The following is a 15,535-nucleotide window of genomic DNA, read 5'->3' on the forward strand; positions in this document are numbered from 1 at the left end:
GGCAGCATGCGCGAGGTTGGCAAAAAATTGCGGCGCCTCGGCTTCGCTGCCGTTTTCATGCTCGCGGCGTCGGCTACGCAGGCGCGGAGCCAAGGAAGTCCGGCTTGCGGTCTGCCCGCCGCGCTTGGCGACGGCTGGACCATCGATTCCCCTGATAGCGTCGGCCTCGATAGTGTACGGCTGTGCGCCATCGCGGCGCGGCTCAAGGAAATCGAAGCCAACGTTCACGCCGTGGTCATCGTTCGTCACGGCAAGCTCGTCTTCGAACAATACTTTGCAGGATATGACGAGCCCTGGGGCCAGGGCGGCGGGCGGCACGATTTCGATGCCACCACCAAGCACGACATGCGCTCAGCCTCGAAGAGCGTGATCTCGCTGCTGGTCGGGATTGCGATCGACCGCAAGCTGATCAAGAGCGCCGACGAGCCTGTCGTTAAATTCTTTCCGGATTACTCCGCACAGAAGTCGCCGGGTTGGGACAACATCACCCTCCGCCATCTCCTGACCATGTCGTCGGGCATTCAATGGGACGAGAACCGCGGCTGGAAAGACCCAAAAAACGACGAACCACATCTGGGCAACGAAGCTGATCCGATACGCTATGTTCTGTCGAAGCCTGTCGCTGCACCGCCGGACACGGTGTGGACCTACAATGGCGGCGGCACGGACCTGCTCGGCAACATCATCGAGCGCGTGTCGGGCAAATCGCTGGAGGCGTTCGCGCGCGACACGCTGTTCGCACCGCTCGGCATCTCCGACTGGGAGTGGATGAAGTACGCGAACGAAAAGATTGCCCCGGCCGTCGGCCTTCGTCTTCGCCCGCGCGACGCCGCAAAGATCGGCCAGCTAGTGCTAAACAAGGGCGACTGGAACAGCAAGCAGATCGTCTCGGCCAAATGGATCGCGCAATCGGTCACGCCGCGTTTTCAGGCGATCGGCTATTTCAGCGGTCTTTTCTTTTATGGCCAGCAATGGTGGATGGGCCGCTCGATTGCGCAGGAGAAGGAAGTGAAGTGGATTGCGGCGATGGGCTCGGGCGGCCAGCGCATTTTCATCGTGCCCGACCGCGACCTTGTGGTGATGACGACATCGGGCCTCTATTTTCGGCCTTACCAGGGCGACGCGGCGCTCGACATGATGGCAAACTACATCCTTCCGTCCGTTCGCGACAACAACACGCGCTAATCAAGCGGGAAATAGCATGAGCCTGAAATTCACTGTCGGCGACCTCACCATCCACCGCATCATCGAGCAGGAAACCACCTTCCTGCCGGCGCTGGAGATGCTGCCGGGCCTGACGCCGGAAGTGCTGGCGGAGAACCGGGCGTGGATGCGGGATGCCAGCGCGCTCGACGACAAGGACGTGCTGATCCTGTGCTTCCAGTCCTATGTCGTGAAGACCCCGCATCACACCATCCTGATCGATAGCTGCATCGGCAACGACAAGTCGCGGCCGCAGCGGCCGAAATGGAACATGAAGACCGACGACACCTATCTCCGCGGTCTGGCCGCAGCAGGCTTTACCGTCGCCGATATCGACTATGTCATGTGCACGCATCTGCATGTCGATCATGTCGGCTGGAATACGCGGCTCGACAATGGCCGCTGGGTGCCGACGTTTCCGAAGGCGCGTTATGTGTTCGACAAGACCGAGTTCGACTACTGGACGGAGACCCACGCGAAAACGCCCGTGCCGGCGTTTGGCGACAGCGTGCTGCCGGTCGTCGAGGCGAAACAGGCCGAGATCGTCCGCAGCGACTACGCGATCGGCGACCACACCCGCATCCTGCCGACGCCGGGCCACACGCCCGGGCATACCGCCTTCACCTTCGGCCGCGGCAAGGACGACGCCGTGTTCTCCGGCGATTTGATGCATTCGCCGTTGCAGACGCGTTATCCGGAATTGTCCGTGAAGTTCGACGTCGATCAGGCGCAAGCAGCAATGACGCGCCGCAATTTCATGGAGCGCTACTGCGACACCGATACGCTGTGCTGCACCGCGCATTTCCCCTCCCCGTCGGTCGGAAAGATCCGGCGCAGGGGCAGCGGATTCTCCTGCGAGGCGACATGAGCTCGACTCCCTCCGCTTTCGACACGCTTTCGATCGAGCCGATCGATGAACATGTAGCTATCGTCCGGCTCAACCGGCCGGACGCGTCCAACGCACTCAACACCCAGATGGGACGCGACCTCGTGCGCTGTTTCGAGGATACGGCGCTCGATCCGAAGAGCCTGCGCTGCATCGTTCTCACTGGCGCCGGCGACAAGGCGTTCTGCGCCGGCGGCGACCTGAAGGAGCGGCGCGGCATGACCGACGAGGCATGGACGCGCCAGCACGTCATCTTCGAGCGGATGGTGCGGGCGCTGATCGACTGCCCGGTCCCGATCATCGGCGCTGTCAATGGCGCGGCCTATGGCGGCGGCTGCGAGATCGCAGGCTGCTGCGACTTCCTCTACGCAGCGGAGAATGCTCGCTTCGCGCTCACCGAAGTCACGCTCGGCATCATGCCCGGCGGCGGCGGGACGCAGACGCTTCCGCGAGCCGTCGGCGAGCGCCGCGCCAAGGAATTGATCCTGACCGGCAAGCCGTTTACCGCGGCCGAAGCCCACGCCTGGGGGCTTGTGAACGAAGTATTTCCGTTATCCGAACTGCTGCCGGCGGCGCTGGCGACCGCCTCACATATCGCCCGCAACGCGCCGATCTCCGTCCGCCAGGCAAAGCTGTCGATCCACCGGGGCCTGCAACTGTCCTTGCGGGACGGCCTCGCGCTGGAAATCGAGGCCTATAACCGCATGGTCCCAACCGAGGATCGCCGCGAGGGCGTGCTGGCCTTCAACGAGAAGCGAACGCCGAACTTCAAGGGACGGTAAGGCAACCGCTCAATCGAACAGACTCGGCGTGTGGTTCACGACCGCGCCTTCGATCGTCAGCATCTTCAATTTCGTCACCACCCCGCCATTGGCGGAGAAGCCGCCGGGCTTGTTGCCCGCCGCCAGCACGCGATGGCACGGCACCACGATCGGACAGGGGTTGCGACCGAGCGCCTGGCCGACGTCGCGCGACAGCTCGACGCCGCCGAGTTTCTTGGCGATGTCGCCATAGGTCATGGTCTTGCCCGGCGGTATCGTGCGCGCGATGTCATAGACGCCGCGGTTGAATTCGGGAACGCCGTCGAGATCGAGCACGACATCGGCGAGGTCGTGCGGCTTGCCCTCGAGCAGCTCCACAATCCCGTCGATCGCGGCCTGCACCTTCGCGGGCGGCGGCGCCTCGATCAGGTCGCCATGGCGCTGCTGCAGGCGGGTGCGGGTCTTCTTCTCGTCGCCCATCGGCAATTGCACCGAGGTGATGCCGCGCTCGCCCCACACGATGCCGCAGCGGCCGATCGCGGTGTCGAATATCGTAAAATGGTGCCCGGTCATGGCTGGCTCCACATTCTCCTGTTCAATGCCACCCAGCTTCCTCTTGGGCCCAAATCTAGGCTTGGAGATTATTGCTATCCACCCGAAACCTGAGGGAACTTGACGGCATGAACAACTTCCGCTGATCTGGGGTTCTCGCCAGCGCCCTTCAATGGCCCTTGGTCCCACCTCACCTCACGAGATCCCATGCAAACCATAAACGTCAACGGCTATAACATGGCCTATCTCGATATCGGCCAGGGCGCTGGCGATGGCCCGCCGCTGGTCTGCGTTCATGGTTCGCTGTGCGATTTCCGGATCTGGTCGTCGGTGCTCGGACCGCTGACGCGCAGGCACCGGGTGATCGCGCCGTCGTTACGGCATTTTTTCCCCGACCGTTGGGACGGCGTCGGCGAAACCTACTCGACCGCGCAACACGTCGACGACGTCATCGCCTTTATCGAGAAGCTGGATACCAGACCGGTCGACCTGATGGGCCATTCCCGCGGCGGGAACATCTGTTTTCGCGTCGCTCAACGGCGGCCTGATCTGTTGCGCAAGCTGATCCTGGCCGAACCCGGCGGCGAACTCGACGCCACGCTCGATCCCGCCTACCAGCCCGGCCCCTCGCCACTGGCCGCTCAGATTGCGACTTCCGCCGAGGCAATCGTCAAAGGCGACATCGACGGCGGCCTGCAGATCTTCCTGGATGCGCTGGAAGGGCCCGGCGCCTGGAGGCGCTTGCCGGCGACGCCGAAACAGCTTTTGCGCGACAACGCCACGACACTGGTCGGGCAAACCCGCGACCAGCGTCCGCTGCTCTCCAGGGCGGATGCTGAAGCGATCAGGACACCGACGCTGTTCATCGGCGGCGCCAACACCAAGGGCGCGTTCCCGCGGGTGCTGCATGCGCTGGCGGCCAACGTGAAGGGATCGCGCACCGAGATAATCCCGAACGCCACGCATCCGATGTTCGAACAGGCGCCACAGAAATATTGCGAGATCGTTTTGACATATCTCGCGGAGGATTGATCGCCATGCAGACCTTGAGCGTCAATGGCTATGACATCGCCTATCTCGATGTTGGCCGAGGCACGGCCAACATCCCGCCACTGGTTCTCGTGCACGGCACACTAGGCGACTTCCGCACCTGGAATGCCGTGCTCGGGCCATTGTCGAGGAAGCACCGCGTGATTGCGCTGAGCCTGCGGCGGTTCTTTCCGGAGCACTGGAACGGGGTAGGCAACGACTATCTGATGGCGCAGCACACCGCCGACGTCATCGGCTTCATCGAAAAGCTGAATGCCGGGCCGGTCAATCTGATCGGCCATTCCCGCGGCGGCCATATTGGATTCCGGGTGGCGCAGGCGCGGCCGGATCTGTTGCGCAGGGCCATTCTTGCCGAGCCGGGGGGCGATCTCGAACCGGCGCTGCAACCGACAAGCCCGCCTCCCGGCCCCGTGCCGCTGGGTCCGCGCGTTCCAATAGCTGCCGAGATGGTGCGAAACGGCGACATCGACGGTGCGCTCGCGCTCTTTGTCGATGGGATCGACGGTGAAGGCGCGTGGGCGCGGTGGCCTGCGGCGCCACGACAGCAATTGCGCGACAACATCTATACGCTGCTTGGCCAAGTCGGCGAAAACCGCAAGCCGTTTCTGAAGAGCGAGGCCAAATCGATCAATACACCAACGCTGTTGATCGGCGGCGGCGACACCAAGGGCGCTCTGGCGGTGATCTGGCGCGTGCTGGCCGAGCATATTCCGGGCGCAAGGACCGCTATCATCCCCGGCACGCACCACTGGATGTTCGAACAGGCGCCGCAGGAATTTTGCGACGTGGTGCTGGAGTTTCTCGCAGCGTAAACGCGTCACCCTGTTTACTTCTGATCCAGCCGCCACGCGCCATCCCAATCGGCGGCCGGCGGATTAGCCTGAAAGTTCTCGACACGATGCGCCATCGCTTCGGACGGTCCGTCGCCGGGGACGGCCTCAAGCGCCGCCTGGAACGCCCGGCGTGCGTCATCCCAGCGGCGCGACCGATAGGCAGCCAGCCCCTCGGCGTACCGCGCCTGCAGCGCTAGCTGCTTCTCGGTCAACCCGCCCTTGCGCCCGATGATCTCGAACACCGCTTCGGGACGAGTCTGGCCGACGACCACCAGCCGATCGATCTCGCGCGATTCCACCGCATCGCCGGCCGCTGTGATCGTAGCCTCGGAAACCAGCGAGTGGCTGCCGTAGATCTTGTTGACGCTCTCCAGGCGCGACGCCAGATTCACCGCATCGCCCATCACCGTGTAGCTCATCATGAATTCCGAGCCGATGCTGCCGACCAGCACCTCACCGGTCGCAATGCCGATGCGCACCTCGCAGTCGCTTGGCACGGTGCGCACACCAAGCAGCTCGGGCAGCTCCGTGCGCAGCGCCGTACCGCGATCCGCCATTTCGACGGCAGCAAGACAGGCAAGACGTGCTTGCTCGCCATGCTCGGTAAACGGAGGCCCCCAATAGGCCATGATCGCATCGCCGATATATTTGTCGATGATGCCGCGATGGCTGCGGATCGGTCCCGACATCGTCGACAGATAATGGTTCATCACCTTGACGAGGCCTTGCGGCGTCGTGCCTTCGCTGAGGCTGGTAAAGCCCTTCATGTCGCAGAACAGCACCGTCATCACCCGCCGCTCGCCATTGCTCGCAGCCAGCGATTGCGGGTCAATCAGACCTTCCACGACGCGCGGGTCGACGTAGCGGCCGAAGGTTTCGCGCAGGTGTTCCTTGTGGCGCAATTGCTCGACCATGTTGTTGAAGGCCGTCGTGAGCTGGCCGATCTCGTCGCGCGTGGTGACGTCGATCGATCCGTCGAGCCGGCCGGCTTCGACCGCACGGGTACCTTCCAGCAAACGCCGCACCGGCCGAGTGATGCCGATGCTGATGAAAAGTGAAAACATCAGTCCGAGGATGCCCGCGAGCAAGGTCAGGACAACAGAGATCACAATCGCAGTCTTCTGGTCGCGCATCGTCATCACGGCATCGCTGCGGACCTGCGCAAGCATGTCCGTGCGGATATCTTCGATCCTTTGATTGAGTTCGTCGCGCAGCGTATCGGTCCTGGCCAGGCCGGCCCTGGCCTCTGCGAAATTCCCGGCATCGAGCAGGGACAACAGCCGCATGTACTCCTCACCGAGATAGCGACGGAGATCGATGGTCACGCGCTCGATTCGATCGTCGATCCGGCCGAGCCGGGCGTTATCGGATTCGGTGGAGACATCGTCGATGATCGCGTTGATCAGGGCGCGCGCCGCCTGCGCCTCCTGTTCGATTTCCTGTCCCTTCGTTTCATAGATTTTTCGCTGATCTGCAGAGAATGCCATGTCGGGCGGCGACTGCATCCTGCCGATCACGATCCGGCGCAGCGCCAGCGCCTGCTCGAGCGAGCGGACATTCATCCGCGCCAGATGTCCGTACGCTTCGACATATTTGGAGCTGAACTCGTCGAGCTGATGGGCAATCTTGCGCGTCATCACCGTCGACAACGCCGACGTGATCGCCATCAGAAAGATCAAACCGATGGCGATGCCGAGTATCCGCTTTCGGATGGTCGGCCGCAGCATCGATGTCTGGTCTAAAAGGACGGCCATGATCGGGAAACGGGATGAAGCAAGAGAAGCGAAAGCCCGGCCGATCCGGCCGGGCTTGTTGTTTAGCGCGCGCCGGTGAAATAAGCACGATCCGGCGCGCTAAAATTGAGCGGAATTTGGTCGCAGGCTACCCCTTCCAGACGCCTGCCGGCTGGCGCACGGCCACGTTGAGCCTGTTCCAGACATTGATATTGGCAATCGCCAGAATCAGCGCCGCGAGCTCGGCCTCGTCGAAATGCTTGTCGGCCTCGCTCCAGACCACATCCGGCACCGGATCGGCGCGGTCGCTGAGCCGGGTCAGGGCTTCCGTCAACGCCAGGGCCGCACGCTCGCCTTCGGTGAAATAGGGGGTGTCGCGCCATGCTGCGACCGAGAACAGGCGCTCATCGGTCTCCCCGGCCCGTTTGGCGATCTTGGGGTGCATGTCGACGCAGGCGCTGCAGCCATTGATCTGGCTGGCGCGCAGATGCACCAGCTCGAGCAGCTTTTCCGGCAAGTCCTTCTTGGTCAATTCACCTAGCGCCTGCAGCGCCTTCATGGCATCGGGGACGACCATGACCGGGTGGTTCATGCGTGCGTGCATCATTTCTACTCTCCATGAGTTGTTCCGTTCTGACGCCGCTTACCGCCGATTTGCTGTCACATCGGCGCGCTTTCGTTCGTCATAGCCAAGACGGAACGCGACATGGGAATGTGACCGATGGACGAGAAAAAGTTTCTGGCTGACCAATTCGAGGCCAACCGGGCCCGCCTGAGGGCGGTGGCCTACCGCATGCTGGGCTCGACCGGCGAGGTCGACGATGCCGTGCAGGAGACCTGGCTGCGGCTGAGCCGTTCCGACACCAGCGCGGTCGAAAACCTCGGCGGCTGGCTGACCACGGTTATCGCCCGCGTCTGCCTCGACATGCTGCGCTCGCGCAAATCGCGGCGCGAGGAGCCGATGGGGCCGCATGTTCCGGAACCAGCCGCTGACGATGCGCATGGGCGCGATGCGGAAATGGCCGATTCCGTCGGCGCCGCGTTGCTGGTGGTGCTGGAAACCCTGGCGCCGGCCGAGCGGCTGGCCTTCGTGCTGCACGACATGTTTGCCGTGCCGTTCGAGGAGATTGCCCCGATCGTCGGCCGCACACCCACTGCGGCGAGGCAATTGGCGAGCCGCGCCCGCCGCCGGGTGCAGGGCACGCCGCCGCCGGACGCCGACTTCGGCCGGCAGAAAAGCATCGTCGACGCCTTCCTCAAGGCCTCGCGTGAAGGTGACTTCGAAGGACTGCTCGCAGTGCTGGATCCCGACGTGGTGGTGCGCGCCGACCAAGCGGCGCAGCGGCTCGGTTCGCTCGCCGAAATCCGCGGCGCTACCGCGGTTGCAGAGTTCTTCAAGGGCCGCGCGCAGGCCGCCAAACCGGCGCTCGTCGACGGCGCTCCGGCGCTCGCCGTTATCTTCGGCGGGCAATTGCGCATCGTGGTGCGGCTAACCATCCGCGGCGAGCGGATATCAGCGATCGATGCTGTGGCGGACGCCGAACAGATCGGCGAGCTCAACGTCACCGTGCTCCCGTGAGCAGGGTCATTTCTTCGTCGCGGAAAACACGATCGCCTGAATCGGCATCCGGCCGGGATCGCCGAATTCGCGGCGAAATTCCTGCGTCAGCGCGTCGACGATGCGTTCCGGATCGACGCCTCCGCGCGCCCGCACCTGATCGATCAGCGGGTTACCATGGACCGCCGCTCGCGCGAAGTTCGCGGTGTCAGGAAGCTCGCGCTCCTGTCTGATCACGGCGATGCCGATGTCGTCGAAGCCGGCCGCGATCAGATACTCCTTGATCGGATCGATTTGATGGCAGGAGAACGGCACGCTGTAGAACTGCGGCGGATCGGCAGGGAAGAAGCGCCCCGCCACCTCATGCGCGATGCGGCCGAACGAGTTGTACCGATGAGAGTCCCAGACGCTGAGCACATAGCGGCCGCCCCGGGCGAGCACGCGATAGGCCTCGGCAAAGGATTTTGCCTTGTCGGGAAAGAACATCACGCCGAACTGACAGGCGATGGCGTCGAAGCTTTGATCGGCGAAGGGAAGCGCAATCGCATCTGCAGGCTGGAATTCGACCTGCTCGCCGGGCAGAAATTTGGCGCGTGCAACATCGAGCATCGGCGGATTGAGATCGGTCGCGATCAGTCGCGTATCATCAGGCAGTGCGTCACGCAATTTCCGGGTGACGATCCCCGTGCCGGCGGCGGTTTCGAGCACCCGCGCCGGGCGGCCGGCGGCTGCGCGCCTTGAGATATCGGCTGCATATTCGGTGAAGATGATCGGGCCGAGGCCCTCATCGTAATACTGCGGGATGTTGCCAATGAAGCCGGCTGCATCGCTGCTCATTTGCGGACCTCCGATCGCCCCTTGGCGCAGCATAGTCCCAGGCACCCGCCGCAGCACCCCGATCCTAGAACCTTGACCGGGGTCGGATTGTCCTCTATTATTGAATTCTGAATTCCGTATTCGAAATGGACAGCCGGGCATGATCCCATTGGATCCGCTCCCCAACCTGATTGACCAGGTCTATGCCCGGATCCTCGAGGCGATCACCGATCGTTCGCTGCCTCCCGGCCATCGCATCCGGCAGAATGAGCTTGCGGAAAAGCTCGGTGTATCGCGCCAGCCGGTGTCCCACGCGCTGCATTTGCTGCACCGGCAGGGGCTCGTCGCCGAAAGCGGCCGGCGCGGCTTTGAAGTCACCCGGCTCGACCCGGAGCGCATCCGCCAGCTCTACGAGGTGCGCGGTGCGATCGATGCGCTGGCGGCACGGCTCGCCGCCGGACGGGCCAAGATCGACACTTCGGGTCGCGCGCAACTCGACGCAGCGCTGCGCGCAGGGCGGACCATCGGCAGAGACACGCCGCTGGCGCGGCTGATCGCGCTCGACGTCGATTTTCACAGCGCAATCTATCGCCTCGCGGGCAATCCCGCGATCGAGGAAATGATCGTGCCGCAATGGCCGCATATGCGCCGCTCGATGGCGACTGTGCTGGCCGAACTCGATTACCGCGAAAGCGCCTGGGCCGATCACGAGGCGATTGCAGCGCAGATCTTTGCGGGCAATGCGAAGGCCGCGGAAGCCGCAGCGCTGGCGCATGCGCAAACGGCGGGACGGATGACGGAGGAGCGATTGAAGGCGACCGACAAGGCGGCATAGCAAGCGCCGTCGTTCCGGGATGGTCGAAGGACCAGACCTCAGATGCGCAATTGCGCATCGGGGAACCTCGAGATTCTCCGATGTGCAGTTGCACATCGTAGTTCGCGCTTCGCGCGCCCCGGAATGACAACAAAATAAAAACCAAAGGAGGAAACACCATGAAACTGACGCCGCAGCAGATCGAATTCTTCAACCGCGAAGGCTGGCTGTTCCTGCCCGAGCTGTTCAGCCCCGAGGAAGTGGCCTATCTCGCGCGCGAGGCGATCAGCATCTACGACGCCAACCGGCCCGAGGTGTGGCGCGAGAAGAGCGGCGCGCCGCGCACCGCCTTTGCCGCACATCTCTATAACGAGGCGTTCGGCGCGCTCGGCGCCCATCCCCGCATGATCGAGCCGATCGAGCAGCTCTTCGGCGAGAAGGTCTACATGCATCAGTTCAAGATCAACGCCAAAGCTGCCTTCACGGGCGACGTCTGGCAGTGGCACCAGGATTACGGCACCTGGAAGCGCGACGACGGCATGCTTGAACCGCGCGCGATGAACATAGCGATCTTCCTCGACGAGGTGATGCCGATCAACGGACCCTTGATGCTGGTGCCGAAGAGCCAGCACGCCGGCGACCTCAAGGCCTCGCATGACCTGGAGACCACCTCCTATCCGCTGTGGACGCTCGACGAGGCGACCGTCACCCGGCTGGTGAAGGAAGGCGGCATCGTAGCCCCCACCGGCAAGGCCGGCGGCATGCTGATGTTCCACGGCAACCTGGTGCACGGATCAAGCGGCAACATCACGCCCTATCCGCGCAAGATCGTCTACCTGACGCTGAATGCGGTTTCGAACTACATCCGCACCCCGACGCGGCCGGAATATATCGCGCACCGCGATTTTACGCCGATCCAGACGGTGGAGGATGATGCGTTGCTGCGGCTTGCGCGCGCCCACCGCCAGGCGGCGGAGTAGTTTGAAGTCATTTTAGAACACTCGTCATGCCCGGGCACAAGCGCGAAGCGCGTCTTCGCGCTAGATGTCCCGGGCATCCACGTCTTGCGATGCCGCGGCGGAAAAGACGTGGATGGCCGGGACATAGGCGAGCGGAAGCGACGCCGTCCTTCAGACGGCTATGCCCGGCCATGACGGAACAATCATTGCTGCCGCGCTACCTGTTGGGATTCTTCCATGAACCTTCATCGCCTCCTCAACGCCCGCCTTGCCACCGGTAAGCCGGTTCGCGTCGCCCTGATCGGCGCCGGAAAATTCGGCTCGATGTTCCTGTCGCAGGTGCCGCATACGCCGGGACTCGAAGTGTCCGTCATCATCGACCTCGATCGCGATCGCGCCCGCGAAGCGTGCCGCACCGTCGGGTGGGACGAGGCGCGGATCGCACGAACGGCTTTCACCGATGACGGCGCGCGCGCGATTGCCGGCGGCGCAATGGACGTCGTGGTGGAAGCGACCGGTAACCCGGCCGTCGGCATCCAACATGCTCGCGCGGCGATTGCGGCCGGCAAGCATGTCGTCATGGTCAATGTCGAGGCCGACGTGCTGGCCGGACCGCTGTTGGCCGAGAAAGCCCGCAAGGCGGGCGTGGTCTATTCACTGGCCTATGGCGACCAGCCGGCGCTGACGGCGGAGATGGTGGACTGGGCGCGCGCGACGGGTTTTCGCGTCGTCGCCGCCGGCAAGGGCACCAAATATCTGCCGGCCTATCACGATGTAACGCCGGACGGTGTCTGGAGCCATTACGGGCTGACGGCCGGCGAAGCGCAATCGGCCGGCATGAATCCACAGATGTTCAACTCGTTTCTGGACGGCACCAAATCCGCGATCGAAATGGCGGCGATCGCGAACGCGTGCGGGCTGGACGTGCCATCGGATGGCTTGCTGTTTCCGCCCTGCGGCGTCGACGATTTGCCGCATGTGATGCGGCCGCGTGAAGCGGGTGGCGTGCTGGAAAAGGCTGGCCTTGCGGAGGTCGTGTCGTCGCTCGAGCGCGACGGCCGTCCTGTCTTCCGCGACCTGCGCTGGGGTGTCTATGTCGTGCTGGAAGCGCCGAACGATTATGCCGCCGATTGCTTCAGGCAATATGGGCTGAAGACCGATGCCTCGGGTCGATATGCGGCGATGTACAAGCCGTATCATCTGATCGGCCTCGAACTGAATATTTCCATCCTGTCGGCAGCGCTGCGCAACGAGCCCACCGGACAGCCGCATGATTTTCGTGGCGACGTCGCAGCGGTCGCAAAGCGCGATCTGCGCGCGGGCGAAATGCTCGACGGCGAAGGCGGCTACACGGTGTGGGGCAAACTGATGCCGGCACGAAAAAGCCTCTCGGCTGGCGCGCTGCCGATCGGACTTGCCCATCGCGTCAAGCTGAAGAACGACGTCGCCCATGGCGCGGTGGTGCGCTGGAGCGATGTCGAGGTCGACGAAAACAACGACACCATCAAGACGCGCCGGGCGATGGAAGCGGCGTTTTCCGCGCGGTGACGATCGCGCAACGCGTACCGGTGGCGGCGGCTGGAAAATCCACCACCTTGCTATGCGTGACGTTGAATGGCGTTGGTCGCCGAATGCACTCGCGCTGCGGAATTAGTCGTCGGTGAAGAATTCCCAAGTGACTGATATGGAATCTGAAAACGCGACATTTGGGCAGTCGAATTTGCCGGAAACCTGGCGTGCGGAAGGGGATTCCTTGCAAACTTGATTCGTGATTCTCTCGCCTGGGAATGATTTGGCGGGGGCGCGATGCGGCCACGGGAACGGCGAGAAACGGGTGAGCAGGATCTGTTCCGGTCCCGGCTCGATCAGATCATCGACATGAAGCATCCACTGGTGACGCTGGGGCGCACGGTGGATTGGGGGTTCCTGGAAGGGCGCCTCGGCGAGGTCTACACGGACGGCCCCGGCCAGCCGCCGCTGCCGACGCGATTGATGGCGGGGCTGGCGATCCTCAAGCACAGCTATGACCTCTCCGATGAGGTGCTGTGCGAGCGTTGGGTCGAGAACCCCTATTACCAATACTTCTGCGGCGAGGAATTCTTCCAGCACCGGCTGGTGTTCGACCGCTCGTCGCTGACGCGCTGGCGAAGCCGCATGGGCGAGGAGCGGCTGGCTGCGCTGATCCAGGAAAGCCTGTCGGTTGCCACCAGGACCAAGGCGATCAAGCCATCCGAACTGTCACGGGTGATCGTCGATACCACGGTTCAGCCCAAAAACGTGACGTTCCCCACCGATGCGAAGCTTCTGAACCGGGCGCGCGAGAAATTGGTGCGGCTGGCGAAGCTGCGCGGGGTGGATTTGCGCCAATCCTATGCGCGGGTGGGCAAGCTCGCGCTGATCCAGCATCAGCGCTATGCCCACGCCAAGCAGTTCAAGCGCGCCAACCGGATGCTCAAGAAACTGCGCACCTATCTCGGCCGCGTCATCCGTGACATCGCCCGCAAGATCGAGGGCGACGGCGGGCTCGAAGCGGCGTTTACAAAGCTGCTGGCGCTGGCTCGGCGGGTGCGCGAGCAGAAACAGCATCAGCGCGGGCCGAAGATCTATTCCCTGCACGCGCCGGAAGTCGAATGCATCGGCAAAGGCAAGGCGCATCGGCCTTACGAGTTCGGCGTCAAGGTGAGCGTCGCCACCACCCTCAAGCACTGCAAGGGCGGCCAGTTCGTCGCCCATGTGAAAGCGCTGCCCGGCAACCCTTACGACGGTCACACCCTGGCAAGCGTGATCCCGGACATGGAGGCGCTCGTCGGCAGCACCATCGCGCGCATCCTCGCGGACAAGGGATACCGCGGCCACAATGCGCCGCCCGACTACAGGTTCAGGGTCTTCATCTCTGGCCAGAAGCGTGGGGTGACGCCCAAGATCAAGCGCGAATTGCGCCGCAGGTCCGCCGTCGAGCCCGTCATCGGCCATCTCAAGGCCGAGCACCGCATGGGTCGCAACTATCTCTGGTTCCGCCGCGGCGACGCTGCCAACGCCGTCCTCGCCGCCGTCGGCTACAACTTCCGCCGTCTGATCCGCTGGCTCACACTCTTGTTGCGCCAAATCCTGACGGCACTCTTCCCGGAGCCGTCGATCAATCAAACCTGAGATCAGGATTCTTCACGGGCGACGAATTACTGCGATGCGGCATTTCCGATTAGCTTGCCGCGCATCGCTCGCAGTCTTGGCCTTTCGTTGGCTGAAGCAGCTCAAACGCTCGATATTCAGGCAGCCCTTCGCAACTGCGGCGGAACCAGAACCCTTGATTATCAATCACTAATTCGTCATCCTGCCCGCAGGTCCATAAAGCCGGGAAAATTGATTGCATCACCAAGAGCCTAGGTTTCAGGGCCCACATCCTTAAACAACAGTCCAGCACCGGCCATCGGTAATCAGAGAAGACGGCATGAGACCGTCGTCCCTTGGTCGGGTATCGGCAAAAAGCAGAGGGGAAGCAAAAATGAAGCGTCGTGATTTCTTGAAGGTGGGCGGCGTCGGTCTTGCCACGAGTGCGGTGGCCGCGCCTGCGATTGCGCAATCGAACCCGGAGGTAAAGTGGCGGCTTGCGGCAAGCTGGCCGAAGTCCCTCGATACGCTCTACGGCGGTTGCGAATATTTTGCCAAGCGCGTCGCCGACATCACCGATAATAAGTTCCAGATTCAATCATTTGGCGCCGGCGAAATCGTGCCAGCCTTGCAGGTACTCGACGCCGTCTCGAACGGCACCGTGGAGATGGGCAACACCGCGCTCTACTACTACTGGGGCAAGAATCCCGCCTTCACCTTCGGCACCTCGTTGCCGTTCGGCCTCAATACCCGCGCGCATATCTCCTGGCTGCGGTTCGGTGGCGGCATGGATATGCTCAATGACCTCCTGAAAGAGTATCAATGCGTAGGCGTTCCGACCGGCAGCACCGGCGCCCAGATGGGCGGCTGGTTTCGGAAGGAAATCAAGTCCGTGGACGACTTCAAGGGCCTGAAATTCCGCATCGGCGGTTTCGCGGGCACCATCATCGCCAAGGTCGGCGGCGTGCCGCAGCAGATCGCGGCCGGCGACATTTATCCGGCGCTGGAAAAGGGCACCATCGATGCCGCCGAGTGGGTCGGACCGTACGACGACGAAAAGCTCGGCTTCGTGAAGGTCGCCAAGTATTATTGTTATCCCGGCTGGTGGGAAGGCACCGGGCAGGGTCACAACATCATGAACCTCGACAAGTTCAATGCCCTGCCGAAGCACTATCAGGCCGCGATCGAGACCGCTTCCTACGATACGTTCACCTGGGTCACCGGCAAATACGACTACGTCAATGCAGCAGCGTTGAAGCGGC

Annotated in this window: 15 protein-coding genes (1 of these 15 running past the window's edge); 11 read left to right on the top strand and 4 right to left on the bottom strand. The window is 63.0% G+C overall.

From position 1 onward, the window contains the following. The first annotated feature begins 6 nt into the window (after positions 1-6). From V1294_RS36615 to V1294_RS36625, 3 genes are read left to right on the top strand one after another with little or no spacing between them, the layout of a single operon-like run. Positions 7-1,185 (top strand): serine hydrolase domain-containing protein, encoded by a 1,179-nt coding sequence (locus V1294_RS36615; protein ID WP_334504127.1) that lies wholly within the window; start codon positions 7-9, stop codon positions 1,183-1,185. Positions 1,186-1,201: 16 nt separating this feature from the next. Next, positions 1,202-2,071 carry an MBL fold metallo-hydrolase gene (locus tag V1294_RS36620; RefSeq protein WP_334504129.1) on the top strand — a complete coding sequence of 290 codons (870 nt, stop codon included), beginning with the start codon at positions 1,202-1,204 and terminating at the stop codon, positions 2,069-2,071. After that, a complete protein-coding gene (locus tag V1294_RS36625; RefSeq protein ID WP_334504131.1) occupies positions 2,068-2,871 on the top strand; it encodes an enoyl-CoA hydratase/isomerase family protein in 804 nt (267 codons plus the stop codon). Before V1294_RS36620 ends, V1294_RS36625 begins: the two co-directional genes overlap by 4 nt. Positions 2,872-2,880: 9 nt before the next feature. On the opposite strand, the gene V1294_RS36630 is transcribed toward V1294_RS36625, so the two are convergent. Next, the gene (locus tag V1294_RS36630) at positions 2,881-3,423 is read right to left on the bottom strand and encodes a methylated-DNA--[protein]-cysteine S-methyltransferase (RefSeq protein ID WP_334504133.1); all 543 of its coding nucleotides are present in this window, start codon (positions 3,421-3,423) and stop codon (positions 2,881-2,883) included. A 186-nt stretch (positions 3,424-3,609) separates the two neighbouring features. Between V1294_RS36630 and V1294_RS36635 the strand changes: the two genes are divergently transcribed. Both V1294_RS36635 and V1294_RS36640 read left to right on the top strand, forming a co-directional pair. Further along, positions 3,610-4,434: an alpha/beta fold hydrolase gene (locus V1294_RS36635; RefSeq protein WP_334504135.1), complete on the top strand. Its 825-nt coding sequence runs from the start codon at positions 3,610-3,612 to the stop codon at positions 4,432-4,434. Between the two features lie 5 nt (positions 4,435-4,439). Then, the gene (locus V1294_RS36640; RefSeq protein WP_334504137.1) at positions 4,440-5,264 is read left to right on the top strand and encodes an alpha/beta fold hydrolase; all 825 of its coding nucleotides are present in this window, start codon (positions 4,440-4,442) and stop codon (positions 5,262-5,264) included. Positions 5,265-5,278: 14 nt separating this feature from the next. On the opposite strand, the gene V1294_RS36645 is transcribed toward V1294_RS36640, so the two are convergent. Beyond that, on the bottom strand, positions 5,279-7,039 hold the full coding sequence (locus V1294_RS36645; protein WP_334504139.1) for an adenylate/guanylate cyclase domain-containing protein: 1,761 nt from the start codon (positions 7,037-7,039) through the stop codon (positions 5,279-5,281). Positions 7,040-7,166: 127 nt separating this feature from the next. Then, positions 7,167-7,622 (bottom strand): carboxymuconolactone decarboxylase family protein, encoded by a 456-nt coding sequence (locus V1294_RS36650; protein WP_334504974.1) that lies wholly within the window; start codon positions 7,620-7,622, stop codon positions 7,167-7,169. 117 nt (positions 7,623-7,739) lie between these two features. Between V1294_RS36650 and V1294_RS36655 the strand changes: the two genes are divergently transcribed. After that, positions 7,740-8,597: a sigma-70 family RNA polymerase sigma factor gene (locus tag V1294_RS36655; RefSeq protein ID WP_334504141.1), complete on the top strand. Its 858-nt coding sequence runs from the start codon at positions 7,740-7,742 to the stop codon at positions 8,595-8,597. Positions 8,598-8,603: 6 nt separating this feature from the next. On the opposite strand, the gene V1294_RS36660 is transcribed toward V1294_RS36655, so the two are convergent. Continuing rightward, positions 8,604-9,413, bottom strand: a complete 810-nt coding sequence (locus V1294_RS36660; protein ID WP_334504143.1) for a class I SAM-dependent methyltransferase — start codon at positions 9,411-9,413, stop codon at positions 8,604-8,606. Between the two features lie 139 nt (positions 9,414-9,552). On the opposite strand from V1294_RS36660, the gene V1294_RS36665 reads away from it, so the two are divergent. The 5 genes from V1294_RS36665 to V1294_RS36685 all read left to right on the top strand — a co-directional run. Beyond that, entirely contained in the window at positions 9,553-10,227 is a 675-nt protein-coding gene (locus V1294_RS36665) for a GntR family transcriptional regulator (RefSeq protein WP_334504144.1), read from the top strand. Positions 10,228-10,385: 158 nt separating this feature from the next. Beyond that, positions 10,386-11,186, top strand: coding sequence for a phytanoyl-CoA dioxygenase family protein (locus V1294_RS36670; protein WP_334504145.1), 801 nt, complete (start codon positions 10,386-10,388; stop codon positions 11,184-11,186). 216 nt (positions 11,187-11,402) lie between these two features. Further along, positions 11,403-12,713: an NAD(P)H-dependent oxidoreductase gene (locus V1294_RS36675; RefSeq protein ID WP_334504146.1), complete on the top strand. Its 1,311-nt coding sequence runs from the start codon at positions 11,403-11,405 to the stop codon at positions 12,711-12,713. A gap of 258 nt (positions 12,714-12,971) precedes the next feature. After that, on the top strand, positions 12,972-14,315 hold the full coding sequence (locus tag V1294_RS36680) for an IS5 family transposase (RefSeq protein ID WP_334481944.1): 1,344 nt from the start codon (positions 12,972-12,974) through the stop codon (positions 14,313-14,315). 352 nt (positions 14,316-14,667) lie between these two features. Continuing rightward, positions 14,668-15,535 carry the 5' portion of a TRAP transporter substrate-binding protein gene (locus V1294_RS36685; protein WP_334504147.1) on the top strand. Its footprint extends 221 nt past the window's final position, so only the first 868 of its 1,089 coding nucleotides appear in the window; it begins with the start codon at positions 14,668-14,670; its stop codon lies beyond the right edge, outside the window.

It is taken from the genome of Bradyrhizobium sp. AZCC 1678, from assembly GCF_036924765.1.
GTDB lineage: Bacteria > Pseudomonadota > Alphaproteobacteria > Rhizobiales > Xanthobacteraceae > Bradyrhizobium > Bradyrhizobium algeriense.